17 protein-coding genes, 1 tRNA gene and 1 pseudogene are annotated in these 21,848 nt (G+C 35.5%); 10 read left to right on the top strand and 9 right to left on the bottom strand.

All coding sequences use genetic code 11. The annotated features are described in order from the left end of the window. Positions 1 to 45: 45 nt before the first annotated feature. From ABXT67_RS09270 to ABXT67_RS09285, 4 genes and pseudogenes are all read right to left on the bottom strand, one after another. Positions 46 to 939, bottom strand: a pseudogene (locus tag ABXT67_RS09270) (alpha/beta hydrolase fold domain-containing protein). A 125-nt stretch (positions 940 to 1,064) separates the two neighbouring features. Further along, positions 1,065 to 1,985, bottom strand: a complete 921-nt coding sequence (locus ABXT67_RS09275) for a DUF2268 domain-containing protein (RefSeq protein WP_415373738.1) — start codon at positions 1,983 to 1,985, stop codon at positions 1,065 to 1,067. A 204-nt stretch (positions 1,986 to 2,189) separates the two neighbouring features. Then, positions 2,190 to 3,326 carry a serine hydrolase domain-containing protein gene (locus ABXT67_RS09280; RefSeq protein ID WP_415373739.1) on the bottom strand — a complete coding sequence of 379 codons (1,137 nt, stop codon included), beginning with the start codon at positions 3,324 to 3,326 and terminating at the stop codon, positions 2,190 to 2,192. 1,420 nt (positions 3,327 to 4,746) lie between these two features. Continuing rightward, positions 4,747 to 5,889: an acyl-CoA dehydrogenase gene (locus ABXT67_RS09285; RefSeq protein WP_415373740.1), complete on the bottom strand. Its 1,143-nt coding sequence runs from the start codon at positions 5,887 to 5,889 to the stop codon at positions 4,747 to 4,749. 368 nt (positions 5,890 to 6,257) lie between these two features. Here ABXT67_RS09285 and ABXT67_RS09290 point away from each other — a divergent pair, with 368 nt between their 5' ends. Beyond that, on the top strand, positions 6,258 to 7,319 hold the full coding sequence (locus ABXT67_RS09290) for an anhydro-N-acetylmuramic acid kinase (protein ID WP_415373741.1): 1,062 nt from the start codon (positions 6,258 to 6,260) through the stop codon (positions 7,317 to 7,319). A 189-nt stretch (positions 7,320 to 7,508) separates the two neighbouring features. Further along, positions 7,509 to 8,243, top strand: coding sequence for a hypothetical protein (locus ABXT67_RS09295; RefSeq protein ID WP_415373742.1), 735 nt, complete (start codon positions 7,509 to 7,511; stop codon positions 8,241 to 8,243). 96 nt (positions 8,244 to 8,339) lie between these two features. Here ABXT67_RS09295 and ABXT67_RS09300 read toward each other — a convergent pair whose 3' ends face one another. Next, entirely contained in the window at positions 8,340 to 8,852 is a 513-nt protein-coding gene (locus ABXT67_RS09300; protein WP_415373743.1) for a VOC family protein, read from the bottom strand. A 345-nt stretch (positions 8,853 to 9,197) separates the two neighbouring features. On the opposite strand from ABXT67_RS09300, the gene ABXT67_RS09305 reads away from it, so the two are divergent. The 7 genes from ABXT67_RS09305 (at position 9,198) to ABXT67_RS09335 (ending at position 17,904) form a co-directional block, all read left to right on the top strand. Further along, entirely contained in the window at positions 9,198 to 10,424 is a 1,227-nt protein-coding gene (locus tag ABXT67_RS09305) for a Glu/Leu/Phe/Val dehydrogenase dimerization domain-containing protein (RefSeq protein ID WP_415373744.1), read from the top strand. Between the two features lie 184 nt (positions 10,425 to 10,608). Then, complete coding sequence (gene nhaD / locus ABXT67_RS09310; RefSeq protein WP_415373745.1) at positions 10,609 to 11,991, top strand: sodium:proton antiporter NhaD; 1,383 nt, start codon at positions 10,609 to 10,611, stop codon at positions 11,989 to 11,991. Between the two features lie 46 nt (positions 11,992 to 12,037). After that, the gene (locus ABXT67_RS09315) at positions 12,038 to 12,736 is read left to right on the top strand and encodes a MotA/TolQ/ExbB proton channel family protein (RefSeq protein WP_415373746.1); all 699 of its coding nucleotides are present in this window, start codon (positions 12,038 to 12,040) and stop codon (positions 12,734 to 12,736) included. Between the two features lie 8 nt (positions 12,737 to 12,744). Next, a complete protein-coding gene (locus ABXT67_RS09320) occupies positions 12,745 to 13,137 on the top strand; it encodes an ExbD/TolR family protein (protein ID WP_415373747.1) in 393 nt (130 codons plus the stop codon). A gap of 145 nt (positions 13,138 to 13,282) precedes the next feature. Beyond that, a complete protein-coding gene (locus ABXT67_RS09325) occupies positions 13,283 to 14,113 on the top strand; it encodes an energy transducer TonB (RefSeq protein WP_415373748.1) in 831 nt (276 codons plus the stop codon). Positions 14,114 to 14,191: 78 nt separating this feature from the next. Then, positions 14,192 to 16,684: a T9SS type A sorting domain-containing protein gene (locus ABXT67_RS09330; RefSeq protein ID WP_415373749.1), complete on the top strand. Its 2,493-nt coding sequence runs from the start codon at positions 14,192 to 14,194 to the stop codon at positions 16,682 to 16,684. A gap of 2 nt (positions 16,685 to 16,686) precedes the next feature. Next, positions 16,687 to 17,904, top strand: a complete 1,218-nt coding sequence (locus tag ABXT67_RS09335; protein WP_415376970.1) for a bifunctional folylpolyglutamate synthase/dihydrofolate synthase — start codon at positions 16,687 to 16,689, stop codon at positions 17,902 to 17,904. 223 nt (positions 17,905 to 18,127) lie between these two features. On the opposite strand, the gene ABXT67_RS09340 is transcribed toward ABXT67_RS09335, so the two are convergent. From ABXT67_RS09340 to ABXT67_RS09355, 4 genes are all read right to left on the bottom strand, one after another. Next, positions 18,128 to 18,298, bottom strand: coding sequence for a hypothetical protein (locus ABXT67_RS09340; protein ID WP_415373750.1), 171 nt, complete (start codon positions 18,296 to 18,298; stop codon positions 18,128 to 18,130). A gap of 486 nt (positions 18,299 to 18,784) precedes the next feature. Continuing rightward, positions 18,785 to 18,958, bottom strand: coding sequence for a hypothetical protein (locus ABXT67_RS09345; protein WP_415373751.1), 174 nt, complete (start codon positions 18,956 to 18,958; stop codon positions 18,785 to 18,787). Then, positions 18,958 to 19,647 (bottom strand): VIT family protein, encoded by a 690-nt coding sequence (locus ABXT67_RS09350; protein WP_415373752.1) that lies wholly within the window; start codon positions 19,645 to 19,647, stop codon positions 18,958 to 18,960. Before ABXT67_RS09350 ends, ABXT67_RS09345 begins: the two co-directional genes overlap by 1 nt. A gap of 875 nt (positions 19,648 to 20,522) precedes the next feature. Next, positions 20,523 to 20,597 (bottom strand) — tRNA-Val (locus ABXT67_RS09355). A gap of 195 nt (positions 20,598 to 20,792) precedes the next feature. Here ABXT67_RS09355 and ABXT67_RS09360 point away from each other — a divergent pair. After that, entirely contained in the window at positions 20,793 to 21,848 is a 1,056-nt protein-coding gene (locus ABXT67_RS09360) for a T9SS type A sorting domain-containing protein (RefSeq protein ID WP_415373753.1), read from the top strand.

Consider the following 21,848-nt stretch of genomic DNA (forward strand, 5'->3'; position numbering starts at 1 on the left):
TTTTTGCACGAATTACTGTGGTAATTTATTCGTTATATAAGGGCATTATGATTGGTTATTTAGCGTTCTGATTATTTTATTCAAAGATATTTTAGCTTCTTTCATTACTGGTAAAAAAGGCCAAATATGTGGCATATTCTTCCCTTCAATTAATTCAAGATTAATTTTAGCTTCAATAAGTTTTTGGACTGCCAATTTTTGGTCTGGATACGTAATGTCATTTTCTGCAAGAAATAAAATTGTATGTGGGAATTTTTCAAAACTTCCGTATAATGGGGAAATCATTACACTTTTTAAATCGTTATTTCCAGCACACATTTTTTTCGCACTTAGCACTCCTTTTTTTGAAAGCATCGGGTCAATATCATCTATTTTTTCAATATCAGCATTAGACATACTTGCGTCCATAACTGGAGAAACAAGAATTATTTTATTCGGTAGTTCGATATTTTTTTTGATCAGCCGTTGAATTAAGCTGATAACTAAAGTTCCTCCAACAGAATCTCCAATTAAAAAAATTTGATTTGGTTGATAGTTTTCTAGTGCAGTTTTATATGTTAAATCTATATTTTAGGATATTTTAACGATCTTGTTTTCTGGGGATTTAGGATAATCACACATCCAAACTTTATAATTTGTTTGTTGCGCTATTTTTTTTATAGTATCCCAATGATGTTGTGCTGGACCAGAAATAAACGCACCTCCGTGTATGAATATCAATAGATTTTCAGAATTTCTATTCAGTCCTATTTCAGTAATTAGGCAATCTGAAATTTTAAAATTCCGTATTTTATTTTGTTTGAAAAATTTGCCTTTTGGATGATGGACATTTTCTTTTCTAATTTTTTTGAAGTCTATTGGATCTTTACTGAAGTTCTTTTTCAAACCTTTTAGCTTAATAATTAATAAAGTAATATGGTATGTTAGGCTTTGTTTCATTTCTGAGGTTTATTTGTTTTTAATTTTCTAATTAAATATGTGCAAACCGAATAGATAATCCATTATATTTTCCAAAAGTAGGCTTGCGTTAGCAATTAATTTATCTGGGATAGTGTGGGTATTTATTATTCATACCCGCTCATTTTTAATAGTTTATCTGAACTTAGGTTTGCCCAGCGTTCTGCGCTCAATCTCGTGTTTTTTAATGCCTGTTGCACGATGTCATAACCGATAGTGTAACCACCCGAAAAAGGATAATTGCTAGAACCAAACATAACTTCCATTTGAAAAGGAATATCTTCACTTTGTAATTTTGGTTTTATCCTATTCCATAAGGCATCTTTGTCTTTTTGATTTAGGGCAGAAGTCCAAGGCGCCATTACTTTTGGATACAGTAAGTGGGCAAAGGAGTCACCCCTACCTTCAAAAATTAAATAATCGAGTAAAGTCCATTTGGACGACTTTCCGAAATTCTTGTTTGTCCAATACGTATGATTGTATTCGTGCGCGACAGCATATTCGACCATTTCTTCCCAACCTAATATTTCAGGTTCGATTGTTAGCAAAATTTGTTTGCTGCCTGCTGTTAAGCCCATAATTCCCATCATACCTTCCATGATTACTTTGTTGTCTGGGTTTGTGGGTAGGATGTAAATTGTCAAGCTATCATTTTTTAGATATTTTGCGCTTTTTTTTAATGCTGAGGTAATTTTACGTTCAATCGTTTTTTTATTATCATTAACCCTTTCAATTGCTTTTTTTAATTCAGTTGTATTTTGGATTGGTGAAGACAAAAAATCATTTACGATGTCAGAATATTCGCTTTTTAAAAAGTATTTGTTAATGATTGCATTCTGGATCTTTTCTTTGTAACGATTATCTTGATTGGTAATATCATTTTCAATAGGGTTTGCATAAGCTGAATAATAATCATTTAAAAAAATAATTTTGTTATTTGAGTTTTGACAAAAGACGTTTCCTAATGATATCAAAAACACCAAGGTCAACAATTTGATTATTTTAGGTTTATTTTTTAGTAGTTCCATTTAATTTCGATTGTTTTAAATTATCCTTAATTATAAAATTTATGTGTATTCGGTTTGTTTTAAAATCACTTTCTAGATTTTTTAATTTGTCTTGTAGGTTTCAGACAATTTATTAAATGATATTTTCATATTTGTTCATTTACTTCCATTAATAAACAGACTAGCCAGTTTATGTGGAAGACTAAAGAACACGTCTTTTGTTTCTTATGTAGAGGCGTTTCTATTCATCGTCACTGCTACGGTTAAATTATATTCTGGTAATAAAATCAACATTGCAGTTGATCCCATTGCTACTCCGCCATGATGAATAATGTTCACTTTGTGACCATCTTTATGGATATTCTCATAGATATCGTTTCTCCAACCCAGACCATAATTTTCCCTATTTATTTGGCCCGAATTAAGTTTTACCGGCTCAAATAATGTTGCGGTAGTTATGGAGTCTAGTAATCTGTAATTAAGAATTGCATTGCCTAATTTAACCAAGTCATTTGTTGTTGAAAGAAATCCGCCTCCTGCCCATTTTACACTGTTATTTATCTCATATGATTCTTTGATTTTTTCACCGTTTATATCGTAAAATGTTGCTGTATTATTTTTGTTTTTTTTGTCGGCTGTGGTCTGAGTCATACACAGAGGTTGAAATACTTTTTCTTTCATAAAAGCCAAAAATTTTTTTTCTGAGGCTTTTTCCATCATTGCACTCAATAATGTATAGTTGTAAGAGCTATAGCTAAAACCTGTACTCGGTTCAAAAAGTAATTCATCATTATTAAAAACAGCAATACTTTCTTCAATTGAATTATACTCATCAGTATTATAATACTCCCAAATTGGAAAACAACAGCAAGTTCCATAACTTCTTATTCCAGAAGTATGCGAGGCTACTTGCTGTAATGATAATTTAGATAAATTATTACTCGCGTATGGAACGAAGTCTTTTACTAAAGATTGGGTATTAAGTTTTTCACTCTTAATTAAAATGCCCAGACCAATGGATGTTAAGGCTTTTGACGTACTGCCAATTCTAAACTTTGTAGTTGAATCTGCAATAATTCCCTTATCAATATTGGCATATCCTATGGTGTTTGACCAAATAAGTGTGTCATTAATTCCTATAGAAGTCGATAAAGCAGGAGTTTTAAGTCTATTAAATTCTGATATCAATAGGCTGTCAGCTTGTTTTTGAATTGGTTTACTATGATTAATATTAGGTTGAAATTGACTTAAATCTTCTAGTTTTTCTCTTCCAATATTATAGGTTATAACGGGTTTAAATAAAAAGAAACACAAAACAAGTATGCTAATTGTTGGAACTGAAATTTTAATTAATTTTTTCATTATTAATAGTTTCATTTTATTCTTGAGCAACTTTATAGCTTAAATAAGCGATTGCTTTTTTGTGCTTTCCTATTTCGACTTTTTTAATTAATTTTTTAGAAAGAATAGGGTAATTATGTTCTACTGATTTGTTGGTACCTGCGCCTTTATCTAATAGATATTTTACAGTATATAAATTCCATTCTGGGATTTAGACGATGTTGCATAGGAGTATTTTAAAAAAAATCGAATCAATTCTTTTTAAAAACATCTCAACTTTAAGAATATTAATGTCTCTCGCGGTTTTTGAAGGATTTCTATGCGTTTGAGATGTTAACAGAATGATACTTGTAATTCTGATAATTAATTTTTGTTTCTAGATTCTTCATAACTGTATCTTTTTGAACGAATATTATGTGATAATTAGTTATTCATTCAATTTTTTGTCTAAAGTAACAGATAGCTGAACACCATTTTTATAAAGTAGCCCAATTGAGGATATCTAATGACAGACACACGATTACGAAGGAACGTAATAATAGTTTGTTGTCAATCGCATTCTTATAGGTTCTTATCCTATATCTAGGGATATCTCCATTTGTTATGAAGAATAATTAATCATAGATGAGCATATTCAGAATAGCGCTCTTTCTCATTTATTATTCTGAAGCTCTTTTTATTAATTTTATCACAACCGTAATCTTAAACTCTGACTATTGATGTTTTAGCTTTAACTATTTTCTTGTTTAATAGGGTACCAACGTCTTGCCATTCGTCTTCTGTGAAGCCAATTTCTTTCACTGACATTTGGTATAGTTCTTTCATTTTCTATTGGTGCTAACGATGGGTTCGTGTATGATGGCGTTGCCTTAGCAATCTTAAAAAGAGTAAAGAAAAATGAACCGATTGAAAATCCCTAAGGATTTTTTTTGGGTACACTTGAATCTAGCAATAAATTATATACGTACTTGTTGTGAACAGTTATTTAATGGGGTAAATTATAAAATTTTTACCTACTTTTTTAGTCGGTTTATCACCTAAATTGTTCGGTGAAAATTGAAATATTTGCAAGTCTTCGACAGTTAAGGGAAGCTTTTGCTCTTCGGGATGGTAGGTCGAGCCCATTGGATATTCAATAACATCGGTTGAAGACATTTCAGGATGCCCATGGTTTGTTGTCGTCGCTATCCCATAAAGAAATGAAAAATATAAAACGCGTTTTCTGCCCAAATACAAAGAAACAAAAATGCGCCAAGCCAAGATTACGAGTTTCCTCCATTATAAAAACCCCAACGAAAAATCGCTGAGGTTTAAATATTTTAAATATTCTTAGTTGCTTTTATTAAAAAGAGAAACAAAAAGTTCAATCAATCAATCAATCAACCAAAGGCAGCTGAGTGTTCCGTTTAAATGCATCGCATTTTAACGGAATATATCGAAGCTAGTCTCTCAATAGGCCTCTAGAAATAACAATTTTCTGGATTTCACTAGTACCTTCATAGATCTGAGTAATCTTAGCATCGCGCATCATACGCTCTACATGGTATTCTTTCACAAAACCGTTACCACCATGAATTTGCACTGCCTCAACACTTACTTCCATCGCGACTTTACTGGCTTTCAATTTTGCCATCGCGCTGCTCATATCGTAATTGTGACCATTGTCTTTGTCCCAAGCAGATTTATAAACAAGGTAGCGTGCCGCTTCAATCTCGTTGTGCATATCTGCTAGTTTGAAAGCCACACCTTGGTGGTTGCAAATCTCAGTGCCAAATGATTTTCTAATTTTAGAATAATCACGCGCCATTTCATACGCACCACCCGCAATACCTAATGCCTGTGCTGCAATACCAATACGACCTCCAGAAAGGGTTTTCATTGCGAACTTAAAACCAAAACCATCTTCACCAATTCTATTTTCTTTCGGTACTTTAACGTCGTTAAAATTAAGGGTGTGCGTGTCACTTCCTCTAATACCTAATTTATCTTCTTTCGGGCCCACTTCAAAACCATCCCAGGTTTTTTCAACAATAAATGCGTTGATGCCGCGGTGTCCTTTTTCTTTATCGGTTTGTGCGATTACTAAGTAATAGTCTGCAGAGTTTCCGTTGGTAATCCAGTTTTTTGTACCGTTTAAAATATAGTGATCGCCCATATCTATCGCAGTCGTTTTTTGCGATGTAGCGTCACTTCCAGCTTCGGGTTCACTCAAACAAAAGGCCCCAATAGATTCGCCAGTGACTAATTTTGTAAGGTATTTTTGTTTTTGTGCTTCGTTTCCGTAGGCTTCAATTCCGTAGCAAACCAAAGAGTTGTTTACACTCACGATTACAGAACACGATGCATCAACTTTACTCAATTCTTCTACCACAATTGCGTAGCTCAAAGTATCCATGCCGCCACCGCCATATTTAGGATCCACCATCATTCCTAAGAATCCAAGCTCGCCCATTTTCTTAACTTGCTCGGTAGGAAACTCCTGCTTGTTATCACGTTCTACAACGCCTGGTAATAATTCTTGTTTGGCAAAATCTCGCGCTGCGTCGCGTATCATTAAATGCTCTTCTGAAAGGCCAAAATCCATAGGTATATTCTTTGTTTTTAGAGAATGCTAAGATACTTTTAAAATTTATAAATTTCAAAGGGAGATATCTTAAATAAATGTTGTTTTTTTGATGGGAAGGTTGATTGATTAGAGATTTTCTCTTGATGGAAGGTTTGAATCAGGACCGCTCACTTCGTTCTCTGCAATAGTCGAGACTTTTTTATTATAACAGTTGGAATCAGGACCGTGCACTTCGCTCATTCCAGGAATCACGACTAATTTAAGACGATTGCGAGGTAAAGCTTGTATCCTGTAGTCTTGCTCGTAAGACGTTCGTGGTTCAAACCATCCAATAATGGATTGTTATTCAAAATACTAAAGTATCTTTAACCAATCAAACATTTATTTTGAAAATACAAAAATATCACATCCTAGGGGTAATGAGCGGCACATCGCTGGACGGTATTGATGTTGCAGAGCTGTTTCTTTCGGTTAGGGAAGATGGGAAATGGGACTATAAATTTGGTAAAGCTGAAACTATTGCATATTCTGTTATTTGGAAAGAACGATTACAAAAAGCAGTAGCGTATTCAACTGAAGCACTTTCAGTACTCAATAACGAGTATACCGTTTATCTTGCCGAAGTGATTTCCACATTTATTACCAAAAACCAAATCCAATCGTTGGATGCAGTTTGCAGTCACGGCCACACAATTTTACATCAACCCGAAAAGGGAATCACCTTGCAAATTGGGAATTTATCGGCACTAGCAAAACGCATAAAGCAAATCGTAGTGTGCGATTTTAGAGTGCAGGATGTTGATTTGGGCGGGCAAGGCGCTCCATTAGTTCCCATAGGCGATCTCTTGCTTTTTTCTGAGTATGATTACTGTCTAAATTTAGGTGGTTTCGCAAATGTATCCCTTAAAAAAAATGGAAAGCGAATTGCCTATGACATCTGTCCTGTAAACATCGTCTTAAATACCTATGCTGAAAGATTGGGCGTTCCTTTTGACGAGGATGGTAAGCTGGCAAAAAATGGAACTCTTTTATTAATAAAATCAGCCCAGCTACAAGCATTACCGTATTACAAATTGCAAGCGCCAAAATCCCTAGGATTGGAATGGGTGCAAAAGGAAGTGGTTCCAATACTAGAAGCTACTTATGCTCGACCAGAAGATTCCTTGAGAACATTTACAGATCACGCAGCCCACCAAATTGCGAGACAATTTAAAAAAGGATCAAAAGTATTGGTCACTGGGGGAGGGGCTTACAATAGCTATTTGTTACAACAAATAAAAAAACATAAAAAGGTAACGCTACTAGTTCCCAACACTGATTTGCTAGAATATAAAGAAGCCCTCATTTTTGGATTACTCGGTGTTTTAAAATTAAGAGGCGAAGTCAATTGCCTAGCAAGTGTAACAGGAGCAGCCCGAGATCATAGCAGTGGGCTAGTGTTTAAATAGAAACCTTACATTAAGCTCCCTCCCCGAATTGGAAGAGGTGTCAAAGCGGAGCGTTCCTTCGCAAACGCTCTCATGCCCCCGCAACAAGAACAAACAAATTATTACTCCCAAGCATTAATTTCCAAGCGTCACTAATTTCCATGACATTTCACAACGATATTAATTCTACAATCAATTACTTTTGTAAACATGTATTACTACCTCATTATTGCGCTTCAAATTTATTGTGCCTATCACGTGTATACCACAAAAAATAAAATCTACTGGTATTTTGTGATTTTTTTCTTGCCAGCAATCGGCTCCATTATCTATTTGATTACTCAAGTTTTTTCAAAAAATGACATTGATAAAGTTCAAAACGAAATTACAGATGCAATAAATCCTACTAAAAAGATTAAAAATTTAGAGCACAAAGTCTCTTTTGCAGATACGTTTCAAAACCGAATAGATTTAGCAGATTCATATCTAGATATTAAAGATTACACAAAAGCAATTGAGCATTATACGATCGCTTTAGTTAAAATGCACGATAATGATCTCTACGGAAATTCTCAATTAATCAAGGCTTATTTTGAACAAAACGGCTACGAGGATATAATTGCTGTTTCAGAAAAAATGAAGCAGAATCCTTTGTTTAAAAAAGAAGAAGCATACTTTTTATATGGTTTTGCTTTGTACAAAGTAGGAAAAATAGAAAAAGCAGAGCCTATAATGCGAGCTGCAGATACTCGCTATTCTAATTATCCACAACGATTAGAACTTTCAAAATTTTTAATTGAAATTGATAAAAAAGAGGATGCCATTGAACTATTAAAGGAATTAAAGACCGAAGGAGAAACGCTTACAAAGGAAAGTAAAAGAACTCATAAAAAGACTTTCGATTTGATTGAAGCTTTGTATAAAGATTTGATGAATACGCCTTAAAATCAACTATTAACGCGAAGTGTTTTAGACCAATCAAAGTATTTTTATGTATCCAATTAGGTGATTAATTATGAATCAAAATTCTTTCCTTTATTTCTAACCGGTATAAGCGCCAGAGGAATAAGTCAGCTCATAACTGTGTGTGTAAATTTCAAATACAATCCCAAAAGGATCTTCTACATAGCACATTTTAAAGGGCTTCTCTTTAGGATAGTATTCTCTAATAGGCATTCGCTGTTTGCCCCCGAAGGAAACAATTTTTTCTATTAAGTCTTCAATGTTTGGATCTTGTATGCAAAAATGAAAAAGTCCCGTGTTAAAAGGATTAAAATCTGGTGCTTCTTTAATTCCGTGTGGAAATGAAAATAACTCGATGCCAATTCCGTCTGAGGTTGCTAAATGTGCAATTTCAAATTCTTCCCAATCCTCTCCAAAAACATCAATACACATTTGTCCAATGGCAGTTTCTTTTTCCTTCTTTACTTTAGAAGGTTCCATAATAACATACCATCCCATTACTTCTGAGTAGAATTGTACTGCTTTTGTAATATTCGGAACGGTGATTCCAATATGTGAAAATGATTTTGGATAATTCTTTTGTGAGGACATTTTTATTTTTATTACAAAGTACGGGTATATTTAGAAAAGAACAACCTGCCACTATTAAATGATAGCTTACAAAATTGAAAATAGTTTCCTAACATTAAATCTTTATTAATTTTTATACAAAATCAAGAATTCCTTTTTTCAATTTTTTATATTTGTCTGAGTACTCCAAAACTATTGTTTTGGATTTTTAAATATTAATTGGTCAACACTTTTAAAATGTTCTCTATGAATCAACTTTAGCTACGCTTAAATTATTAAAATTTTGCTTCCTGCGAAAAAAAAATTAAAAGAGAAAAATCTATAGTTGCATTTAAATAGGACGCCCTACCTTCTAGGGTAATAAAGATGAAAGAATTACTTAAAAAATACGAAGACAAGTCTCCAGAAATAGTATTCCATTGGAACGATGCAGAAACCGAAGCAGAAGGTTGGACTGTTATAAATTCTTTGCGAGGTGGTGCTGCAGGAGGAGGAACACGCATGCGCGTTGGACTTAATGAAAATGAAGTGCTTTCACTTGCAAAAACAATGGAAGTGAAATTTACAGTATCTGGTCCTGCAATTGGTGGTGCTAAATCTGGAATCAATTTCGATCCGCACGATCCTCGAAAAAAGGGGGTTTTGGAAAGATGGTACAAGGCAGTTTCACCATTGCTTAAATCATATTACGGTACCGGTGGAGATTTAAATGTTGATGAAATCCACGAAGTAATTCCAATTACCGAACAAAGTGGCGTTTGGCATCCACAGGAAGGTGTCTTTAATGGACACTTTACTCCAACAGAAGCGGATAAAATTAACCGAATTGGCCAACTTCGCCAAGGGGTTATTAAGGTATTAGAAAACAATACCTACTCGCCAGACGTTTCAAGAAAATATACAGTGGCAGATATGATTACTGGTTTCGGTGTTGCTGAAGCGATACGTCATTATTACGATATTTACGGAGGTGACGTGAAAGGCAAGCGTGCGATTGTTCAAGGTTTTGGAAATGTAGGAGCCGCGGCAGCTTATTATTTAGCGCAAATGGGTGCAAAAGTAGTGGGTATTATAGACCGTGCTGGTGGTATTATGAACAAAGATGGATTTTCTTTTGAAGAGATTACGCAATTGTTTTTGCATAAAGACGGAAATACATTGGTAGCAGACAATATGATGTCTTTTGAAGAGATCAATGCGCAAATTTGGAATTTAGAATGCGAAGTTTTCGCTCCCTGTGCCGCCTCTCGATTAATCACAAAAGATCAAATTTCTAGGATGATAGATGCTGGATTAGAAGTGATTAGTTGTGGTGCTAATGTTCCATTTGCCGATAAAGAGATTTTCTTTGGCAGCATTATGGAGTTCACAGATGAAAAAGTAAGTTTAATCCCAGACTTTATAAGCAATTGCGGTATGGCAAGAGTGTTTGCCTATTTTATGGAACGCAAAGTACAAATGACCGATGAAGCTATTTTTAATGATACTTCGATAACCATTAAAAATGCCATCCAAAACACATTTGATAACAACAGTTCAAAAACGAATATCAGTAAAACTGCTTTTGAAATAGCATTGAAACAACTAGTTTAAAAATTGAACTCATTCAAGCTTTTGTTTGGAACTGAAAATGAAGGCTTATTTGCAATAATAAAGTCCTTTTTTAATTACAGCTCAAGGCTGCGCTGTTTAACAGCGTTAAGATTAGAGTTAAAAATGCGAAATTTGAAGGTAAAAGAATAATTTAAAAGAGTTTTTAAAAACCAAACCCCAAACTATGGAGTCTATTATTATACTAATTTTTGTCGTAGGGTATCTTTCAATAACATTGGAGCATCCTCTTAAACTCGATAAAACTGTTCCAGCGTTAATAATGGCGGCACTTATTTGGGCAGTATTGGCAGTTGGATTTTACGCAGGATGGTTTGATGTGATTGACACCTACGAAAATACCTTTAATTTTTTATCAGGAGGTGTTGAAGCGGAACACGGTTTTGAAAATACGTTGTTACACCATTTAGGGAAAACAGCAGAAATATTAATTTTCTTAATTGGAGCAATGACCATTGTCGAAATCATTGATCTTCATCGTGGTTTTGATGTGTTAAAGGGAGCCGTACGAACAAAAAATAAAAGAAAATTACTTTGGATTATTGGAGTATTGGCATTTATTCTTTCAGCCATTATAGACAACTTAACAGCAACTATTGTACTCATAACATTACTTAAAAAACTCATTCCAGATAGAAACGATCGTTTGTGGTTTGCAGGTTTAGTTGTTATTGCTGCTAATGCTGGTGGTGCTTGGTCACCCATTGGTGACGTTACAACGACGATGTTATGGATTGCAAAGAATGTAACCGCATTGGGATTGATAGAATATGTGGTATTACCCTCTATTGTATGCTTTATTGTTCCTTTTGTTATCGCAAGCTATCTTCCTGCTTTTCGGGGAGAAATAAAAGTTGATGCTATTGAAGATGAATTAGAAGGACGTCTATTAAGCAGTAGGACTATGTTGTTCTTGGGGCTAGGTATGATCGTATCGGTTCCAATTTTTAAAACATTAACGCACCTTCCTCCTTATATAGGAATGATGTTTGCCTTGGGTATTGTTTGGTTGGTTTCTGAATACATTCACCCAGAAGAAGATTTTTCAAAAGAAAATCGTCATTTATATTCTGCTCATAAAGCATTATCTAGAATCGAAATTTCAAGTATCTTGTTCTTTCTTGGTATTTTAATGGCGGTTGCCGGATTAGAAAGTTTGGTTTTTGGTGTTGCCGAAAATGGAGATCCAGTAGGAACGCTGCGTTATTTAGCCGAAGTATTACAAGAAGTCGTGCCTAACCAAGATGTAGTGGTCATATTATTAGGAATCTTTTCTGCAATTATAGATAATGTTCCTTTGGTCGCTGCTTCTATAGGAATGTATGACGCACCAACCGATGCTGTTTTATGGCATTTTATTGCCTATTGTGCAGGAACAGGTGGTAGTATGTTAATCATTGGCTCTGCTGCTGGTGTTGCAGCAATGGGTATGGAAAAGATAGATTTTATCTGGTACCTTAAGAAAATTGCTTGGCTAGCCTTCGTTGGATTTATCGCTGGAGCTGGAGTTTTCCTCCTTATAGAGCGTGTAATCTTCCACAACGTGTAAACAATTTTAATACATACATTTCGTTATACTCTAAAATACAAAGTATATGCTAAACTTCTTGATTCAAGATGGTGCAGAAGACGCTGCGCAGTTAGACCCTGAAACTACTGAAAAAACACTTTCTGTAATGGAGCTCATCGTAAACGGGGGAACAGGAGGAATGATTATTATTGGCACCCTTGCAATTTTACTTTTTGTAGCCTTGTATGTTTATTTTGAAAGGCTTTTTGCAATTAAAGCTGCTTCAAAATACGATGCTAATTTTATGAACCAAATTCGAGATAATGTGGCCAGCGGAAATCTGCAAGCAGCAAAAGCATTGTGCGCGCAGCATAACACTCCAGTTTCTAGACTTACCGAAAAGGGAATAAGCCGCATTGGAAGTCCACTAGACAATATCAATACTGCAATAGAAAATGCAGGTAGACTTGAAGTATATAAGCTAGAGAAAAACGTTAGTGTTCTAGCAACTATTGCTGGAGCCGCCCCTATGATTGGGTTTTTAGGTACCGTAATAGGAATGGTGCTTGCATTTCACCAATTAGCAACCAGTAGTGGTCAAGCCGAAATGGGGTTGTTAGCCGAAGGTATCTATACCGCAATGACAACAACAGTGGCCGGTCTTATCGTGGGTATTATTGCTTACATGGGCTATAATCATTTAGTAGTTAAAACTGATAAAGTAGTGCACCAGATGGAAGCAACTGCGGTAGATTTCTTGGACTTGTTGAATGAACCAGCTTAATTTAAAGTATGAATTTACGCGGAAGAAATAAAGTAAGTCCAGATTTCTCGATGAGTTCGATGACCGATATTGTATTTTTACTATTGGTTTTCTTTCTCTTAACATCTCCTGCAATTACACCAGATGCGTTGGATCTAATACTTCCTAAGGCGAAAGGAAAAAGCACAAATGTTCAAAAAGCAAGTGTGAGCATTACTAAAGACGGCGCCTATTACGTAAACAAAGAACGGGTTACTGAATACACTATAGAAAAAACATTAAAAGCATCATTAGCAGGTCAAGAAAATCCCACGTTAATTTTAAGAGCAGAAGAAGGAGTCCCAATCGAAGATGCTGTTTTTGTAATGGATATTGCCAATAGAAATGGTTTTAAAGTAGTGCTAGCCGTAAGACCTAATTAATGATTCGATACAATTCTAGTTTTTTGCTTTGCAAAAACTAAAATCACTCAGCAACCTTAAATTTATAATAAATTTAAATTTTTAATTGATAAGCTCGTAGTGTTTTAAAATAAAACAGTGAGTCCCCGAAAATCAATAATCAACAATGTCTTTCTTAGATACCGAACATAAAAAGAAAAGTATGAAGATCACGGTGATAGTATATTCACTGTTAATCTTGTTGTTGTTTTTTGTAGGTATGGAGTATTTAGATCCTCCACCTGAGAATGGTATTGCGGTAAATTTTGGTACTTCAGAAACAGGATCAGGAGATGTTCAGCCTACGCAGCCTGTTGCGTCTGCGCCTAAAAAAACGATTCAGCCCGAACCCACGCCACCAGAACCTGAGGTTACAGAAAAGTTGGTGACACAAGATATTGAAGACGCACCAGTAATTGAAGATAAGCCCAAAGAAAAACCAAAGCCTAAGGTCGAAAAAGCTTTAGAGAAACCTAAGGAAAAACCGAAAGAAATAGTAAAACCAGATCCAAAACCTAGCGAGTCTACAACCAGTGCACTAGATGCCTTAATTAACGGTCCTAAAAAAGACGGAGCTTCTCAAGGTGGAGAAGGTGATGATAAAACTGGAGGTGATAAAGGAGATCCTAATGGAGATCCAAATGCCAAAAGCTATTATGGAGCAGGAACCGGTATAGATGGAGATGGGAATTACCGCTTGAGTGGAAGAAAATCTTTAAACAAACCTCGAAGCCCCCAAGAATGTAATGAATCAGGTAAGGTCGTTGTAAGCATAGAAGTTGATAGGAATGGTCGTGTTATTAACGCAAGGGCAGGGGTTCGAGGAACTACAAATAATACAAAGTGTTTGTTGGACAAAGCAGAAGAAAATGCACTTGCTACGCGCTTTAATCCTGATGACAAAGCACCTTCAAAACAAATAGGCGAAATAATCTATAATTTTAGCCTTTCAGAATAGAAATTAGGTTTTATATTCTGTCAAGGAAGACTATAAATCACTTGGGTTTTGGTTATATTTAGTGCTTAAAAAACAGCAATGAAATATTTTTTATTATTTTGTTTAGGAATCAATTTATTTGCCTGCGATTCTTCTAAAGGCCTTAAAATAGCTGCAGAAAATTCGAAAGAACTCCCTCACGACTTTATGTTTATGCAACGCGCATATCCTTCAGGTGAGTTAAAAATGAATGCCCGTAAAGAAGCCATTCAATGGAAAAAAGAGCAGCCTCAAAATAGAGAGGTCTTAGCTGATATTTGGGAATTCGTAGGGCCTATAAATATTGGAGGACGTGTGACTGATATTGAAATCCCAATAGACGATGACGATACTTATTATGTAGGAACAGCTTCTGGAGGAATTTTTAAAACTGAAGATGCAGGGAGTACCTTTAATCCCATTTTTGATGAGCAAGAAATGTTGTCTATTGGTGATATCGCAATCTCTCGAAATAATACACAAACTATTTGGGTAGGAACTGGCGAAGTAAATGCAGGTGGAGGATCACTTGCATATGATGGCGATGGAGTTTATGCTTCAACAGATGGTGGGATTTCTTGGGAGTCCAAAGGTCTTGAAAATGTAGGCAGTATTGGTAAAATAATGATCGACCCTAATAATGAAAATGTTATTTTGGTAGGCGCAATGGGTCCTCTTTTTAGAGATGATACAAATAGAGGAGTTTATAAAACTACAGATGGAGGAGCAAGTTGGCAACAAGTACTATTTATAAGTGATGTTGCTGGGATTATAGATATGGCTCAGCACCCAACTGATAGTGATATTTTATATGCTGCTAGTTGGCATCGCATTAGAACACCTAATAATAGAATATACGGTGGCGAAGGCTCTGGCCTTTGGCGTTCATTTGATGGAGGTGATACTTGGGTTGAAATGACAGTAGGCCTTCCATCAGACCCAGATGATAAAGGAAGAATAAGTATTGCTGTTTCAGAATCTAATCCCAATGTTCTCTATGCTAGATATGCAGATGCTGCGGGAGATATACAAGGGGTGTATCGTTCAAGTAATGGCGGTCTTACTTGGCAACAAAGAAATTCTAATCAGTTAACAAATGTTGGATTTCACTGGTGGTTTAGAGGAATTTTTGTAGACCCAACCGATGAAAACACCATCTACAATGTAGATTTTGAGGTAGAAAAATCAACTGACGGAGGACAAAATTGGGTGGGCGCTTTTCCTGGGGTTCATGTAGATCAACATGCAATGGCTTTTGTAGCTGGCGGAACAGGAGAAGTTTTATTGGGCAATGATGGAGGTTTGTACGCAAGTGCGAATGATGGCTTAAGTTCTTCAAAAATAAATACATTGCCAATTACACAATTTTATCGCTTTCATGTAGATGCTCAAGATGATGCTAAAGTTTATGGCGGTGCACAAGATAATAATACGGTGAGAACAACAACAGGCTCTATTGATGATTGGGCTGCCATTTATGGTGGCGATGGCTTTCAGTCTTTAGTGGACCCTTTAAACACCAATGTTATCTATGCCTTATTTCAGCGCGGTAATTTGGCAAAATCTACAAATAACGGGGCATCTTTTACAACAGCTTTGAATGGTATTTCAAGTGGAGATCGTAAAAATTGGGATACTCCTATTGCATTTGATCCTGCTAATTCACAGAATTTATTTTATGGTGCTAACAGATTGTACAAGACAACAAATGCAGCTGGAAATTGGACGGCAATAAGCCCTGATTTAACTGGCGGTGCACAGGCTGGTAATCTTACATTTGGTACAATTACAACGATTAGTGTTTCGCCTATTAATAGTGATATTATTTATGTTGGTACAGACGACGGGAATGTATCTATTACCCAGGATGGTGGTGCTACTTGGAATAATATCTCACCGGTACTACCCAATCGTTGGGTGACCAGCGTTCTAGCAGATCGAGAGGCCACAGAGACGGTGTATGCTACTTTTTCAGGATACCGTTATGGCGAAGATGAAGGGCACATTTACAAGAGTGATGACAACGGGGCAAGCTGGGAAACTATTGATGCAAATCTACCAGATGTTCCTGTAAATGATATCCTAAAAGATCGCTATGGCAATCTTTTTATTGCAACTGATATTGGTGTTTTTGTGACTGGAGATGAAGGAGCAACTTGGCAAGCACTGGATGAAAATATTCCAAGTGTTGTGGTTACAGATATGAATCTTCACGAGGCTACAGAGTATTTATACATTGCTACCTACGGAAGGTCAAGCTACAAATTGAATATCGCTGAAGATATTTTAGCAACTAATGATCTTAGTACTTTAGCTGAAATAGTTATTGCACCAAATCCAGTAACGGAACGTATCCAAATTAAAAACTTCGAAGTTGATGGTCCAGTAGTGATTAGTGTTTTTGATGCTTTGGGCAGAAAGATAGTTTCCGAAAAAAACACCATTTTAAATGGATCTGTTGAAATGATTGTTGCCGAAATTCCAAGAGGGGTTTATTACGTTCAAGTGGTGTCTAGTAGTTCGCGTCAGGTTCAAAAAATAATAAAGAAGTAGTTATCAATTATTCTCAAACCATCGCGTGGCTTTTTAAGCAATTACCCATGTATCAACGTGTGGGGCAAGCGGCCTATAAGGCAGACTTGAGCAATACCCTGTTATTGGCAAAGCATTTAAGGAATCCTGAAAACCAATGCAAATTTGTACACGTTGCTGGTACCAATGGCAAAGGTTCTACGAGCCATATGTTAGCCTCTATACTTCAAGAAGCGGGTTATAAAGTAGGCTTATATACATCACCTCATTTAAAAGATTTTAGGGAACGGATTACAATCAACGGAAAAATGATTCCGAAGAAATTTGTAACTGAATTCGTTAAGAACAACACCTCTTTTTTTGAAGAAAATAAACTCTCGTTTTTTGAAATGACTGTTGGATTAGCGCTTGTTTATTTTGAAGAAGAAAAAGTAGACATCGCTGTCATAGAAGTAGGACTAGGGGGTAGGCTAGATAGCACAAACATTATCAGGCCAGAACTTTCGATTATTACAAACATTGGATTGGATCACACGCAATTTTTGGGTGATACTTTAGAGAAAATTGCTTTTGAAAAAGCAGGTATTATTAAAAATGAAATCCCTGTGGTTATAGGAGAAACAACTGCTGAAACAAAACCAGTTTTTCGGCAAATTGCTGAGTTGAAAAAAGCGTCTATTGTATTTTCTGAAGATGCTAAAATCAAATTATATGATTCAGATTTGAAGGGGAATTATCAAAAGCTGAATCAAAGAACGGTATTGGTTTCCATTAAAGAATTAAGAAAACAAGGCTGGAAAATTTCAGAAGAACACCTTAAAAAAGGGTTGCAAAGTGTTGTTAAAAATACTGGGTTATTAGGAAGATGGCAGCAGTTAAAAAATAAGCCTTTAGTTATCGCTGATACTGCGCATAACAGAGAAGGATTGGAATTAACAATGGAGCAACTTGCTGAGATTAAATGTAAAACACTACACTTGGTTATTGGGATGGTGAGTGATAAGAATTTGGATAGTGTGCTACCGCTATTTCCTAAAAACGGAGTCTATTATTTTTGTGAGCCAGATATTTTACGGGCTATGGATGTTTCTTTGCTTCAGCAAAAGGCAGCTGAGTGCAGATTGGAAGGAGCTGCGTTTACAAGTGTTAAAGCAGCGTATCAAGCCGCATTAGAAAGCGCAAGTAGCGATGATGTTATTTACATAGGTGGCAGCACTTTTGTGGTGGCTGAAGTGGTGTAAAAATGAATTCGCTATACTTAAAAAGATAGCGAGTTCAAATGTTAATTTATATTTTTTATTGTCTGTAAGCATTCATAGGCGTTATTAAAATTGTGGCTGTCACCGTAACTGAGGCCATACCGGTATCTTCCATAAATTGAAGGCTTAAAACATTAATGTTTGTTGGGCTGCCCACTACTAATATTTCTAGAGCTAAGGTAACATTTTCTAAAGACTGGAAACCTTAGTTTTTATTATCTTCAACTATAACGACTTGTTTGGTTTGTTGATCTTCAGGGTCCCCGCTCTCGGCTATATAATCTATAACTACTAAGTATCCAAATCCAATAGCTTCTTCTGGATTTTCAAAGTTTATAGTTTGGCTTCTATATCTATTGGTGGTTATATTTTCCAACTACAAAGTGAGCATTAACTTCAGTTTCTAATGGTGTTGAACCTTCAAAGGGTTCTTCAAAAATAAAATTTAAGCTGCGAACGTGATCTTTGTCGGTGCCTTTACCCTTTGTTCTTATTTTAAAACTGTTCCTATTATTGTTTAGTTTGATGGTTACGGGTTGAGAAATAATTCCTTCTTCTGGCTTTCCAGTAACTACACTATTGTTTAATTAGTTACTCACTAATTCCCCCATAGCATTGATTGTGGAAATAGTTACATACAATGTATTTCCTCCGGTAATTAATAAGAATATTTGTTCGTTAGCATCCTGACAGGTCAAAGCAATTCTTGAACAAACTTTGGTGTTTTAAGGGTTTTGATTTAATGAAACAATACTTCCGTCAACTGGAAATATTAGAGCACCATCAATAGAAATATTTACAGTGGGTATTTACTTACTTCGTCGTGCCCTTTATAAGTTTTAGAAAAGCCAATATCACCAAACTAAGACGCCATGTGTAAGAGTCCCTTGTCATTCGAATTTGTGTTAATTGCGGTCGTTATATGTTCCATATTTTTCACTACTTCTTGTGAGTGCTCTAGATTGTGAATAGGAGCTTTTCTTATTTCAGTGACAGACAAAAGTGTTGTATAATATTTTTCTACTTGTTTTACCATTATATATTAATATTAAATAGATGCCCGATTAATGCAGTGATTCCCATTGCCAGCGTTCCCCAAAAAGTAATTCTTAAAACTGCGTTTAGCTTTTTCGAACCTCCTGCTCTTGCCGATACCATCCCTAATATCGCTAGGAAAATAATAGCAGAGGCATACTCCATATACTCCATATATTCTAAAGGCGCTATAAAAGCTACTAGTACAGGGAGAAATCCACCTAGTGTAAAGGCAATTCCAGAAGATAATGCTGCTTGTAAGGGTTTGGCTTCAGTCATTTCGTGTATTCCTAGTTCATCTCTTGCGTGAGCTTCTAGTGCGTTATGTGTGGTTAATTGTTTTGCAACTTCCATTGCCGTTTCTTTTTTTAAACCTCGTTCTTCATAGATTTTTGCCAGTTCAATAAGTTCTTCTCCTGGGGTATTTATAAGTTCTTGTTGCTCTCTGGCCAAATCAGATTTTTCAATATCTGTTTGTGAGCTTACAGAGACATATTCCCCGGCAGCCATAGACAATGCTCCTGCAACTAAACCAGCGACTCCGGCTAAAAGTACTGGCTCGCGGGTGCTGCTTGCGGCGGCAACACCTATAATAATACTTGCAGTAGATAAGATGCCGTCATTAGCGCCTAAAACTCCTGCTCGTAACCAACCACTGCGATTAGTATAATGTTTTTCTTCATTATTCATAGGTAATTAAATTGACTGCAAATACAAGTACCGTAAAATTTTTTAAGGCCTTTTCTGCTAAAATTGATGATTTATGAATTCCGTGGTGCCTGATAAAGTCCTAGCTTTTGTAAAGATGAAGTTGGTTCTTGTTAAAAGAAGCAATCTTTCTTAAATTCAGTACCTTCAAATATTTTGAATTCTTCTTTATAAAGGTATAATAAAAAAGGAATCCTTGTTGAAATTTGCGAATGATTCTGAAAGGGTGACTGTTGGTGATCTTCTTTATTATGGGTCTGCCTGTAATTCACCATAAAACTTTGAGATAAATACAAAAATAATATCTCCAGGTTGTTCATTATGAAATTATGCGGGCTCAATTAACGCGTCTACGGTTAACATATCACTGATGTCTATCCCGAATCTTTGCACTAGGATGATAAAAGAAGCTATTATGGAAAAAAAACTTGAGTTATAAAGATAGTGATTTGCTACTTTACAAGATATTTTTCAAAGTATTTTAGGTTGTGAATTATAAAAAATAGGCCCACATTTCTGAAGACCTTTATTGGGTGTTGAGGAATTCGAACCCCCGGTCCTCCCGATGTAAAACCGGGAGGGTCTGAATCTTCACGATTTTATGTAAGTAGAACTATGTTCCAATTAGTAATTCTCTCTTTTGAGCTTCTGTCTTTGAGGTATACGTTTCTGTATATATGACAATCCAATCATTGGCGCGGCCAGTAAATCACTTGTGCTACCATAGATGTTTTACTAAACGCTGGGGTATTTCGCGGGTATAGCCCACGTAATATTTATTTGGTTTTTCAGAATATAGTAGGCAAACAAAATAATTTATAAAATGAAAAAAGGTCTTCATTTCTGAAGACCTTTAGTGGGCGTTGAGGGATTCGAACCCCCGACCCCTTGGGTGTAAACCAAGTGCTCTGAACCAACTGAGCTAAACGCCCTATTCTGTTAGGGGATGCAAATATAACTTAGAATTTACTTTTCACAAACATTTTTAAATAAAAAATTAAGTTTTTTTTGAAGTTATAAAATTGAACTAATCTCAGGCAAAGATTTTTTGTTTTCTACTCCTATTTTTCTAATAATATATATAAGTAATGGCCTCCTTTTGTACATTCACAAAAAATAGTATTATCATGAAATTTTCACCTCTTAGTTTACTTCTACTTTGTTCCATTACAGCATTCTCGCAAAATTATCAATCTGCAGAAAGTGTCCAGTATGATATCGCGAACGATCGCTGGCTTGTGGCAAATGGTAGTAATATCATTATAGATGACGGTAATGGAGACTTGTCTTTTTTTGGTAGCGGAAGTGCCTCTCACGGTATGGAAATAATGGGTAATACTTTATTTGTAATTGCTGGTGGAACTATCAAAGGATATGATTTAACAACGGAGAATGAAGTAATGAGTCTTTTAATTCCTGGCACATCATTTCTTAATGGTATGACTAGTGATGGAAACACACTTTTGTGGGTTACAGATTTTGGTGCTTCAAAAATATACGCTATTGATGTTTCAGATTTAAATACTCCAGTAGCGATTGAAATAGTAGCAAATACAGGAAGTACTCCTAATGGAATATTATATGATAATGTAGACAGGCTTCTGTTTGTTACTTGGGGAAGTAATGCTAAAATTAAAGCAGTTTCTTTAAGCACAAACGCAGTTAGTGATATAGCAGATACAGGTTTAGGTAATATTGATGGTATTCAGAAATCTGAAGGAGAATATTTTATATCTTCTTGGTCGCCAAATCGAATTACAAGATACTCTGGTGACTTTTCAGATTCTTTTATTGTAGATACACCAACACTAAGTTCACCGGCGGATATTGGTGTAAGTCAAAATGGTATTCTTGGAATCCCGATGGGCAACGAAGTAATCTTTGTGAATCTAAACGGTACAGCGAGTATAGAGGATTTAGCTAATACTTTACTTGATTTCAATGTTTCAGAAAACCCAATAACCTTAAACTCTTATATGGAGTTTAGGCTTGTTGATAATGCCAATGTCTCTATTGATCTTTACTCAATCCTTGGAACAAAAATTAAAACTATTGTCTCATTAAAAAACCTTGGAGGTTTCCAGAAAATTAATCTGTCTTCATCAGGACTAACAAGCGGTATTTATATTTTGAAAATTATTGTAGATGGTCAAAGCCTTTCCAAAAAACTTATAGTAAAATAA

It is taken from the genome of Patiriisocius sp. Uisw_017 (assembly GCF_047731265.1).
In the GTDB taxonomy this organism is placed as follows: Bacteria; Bacteroidota; Bacteroidia; order Flavobacteriales; family Flavobacteriaceae; genus Patiriisocius.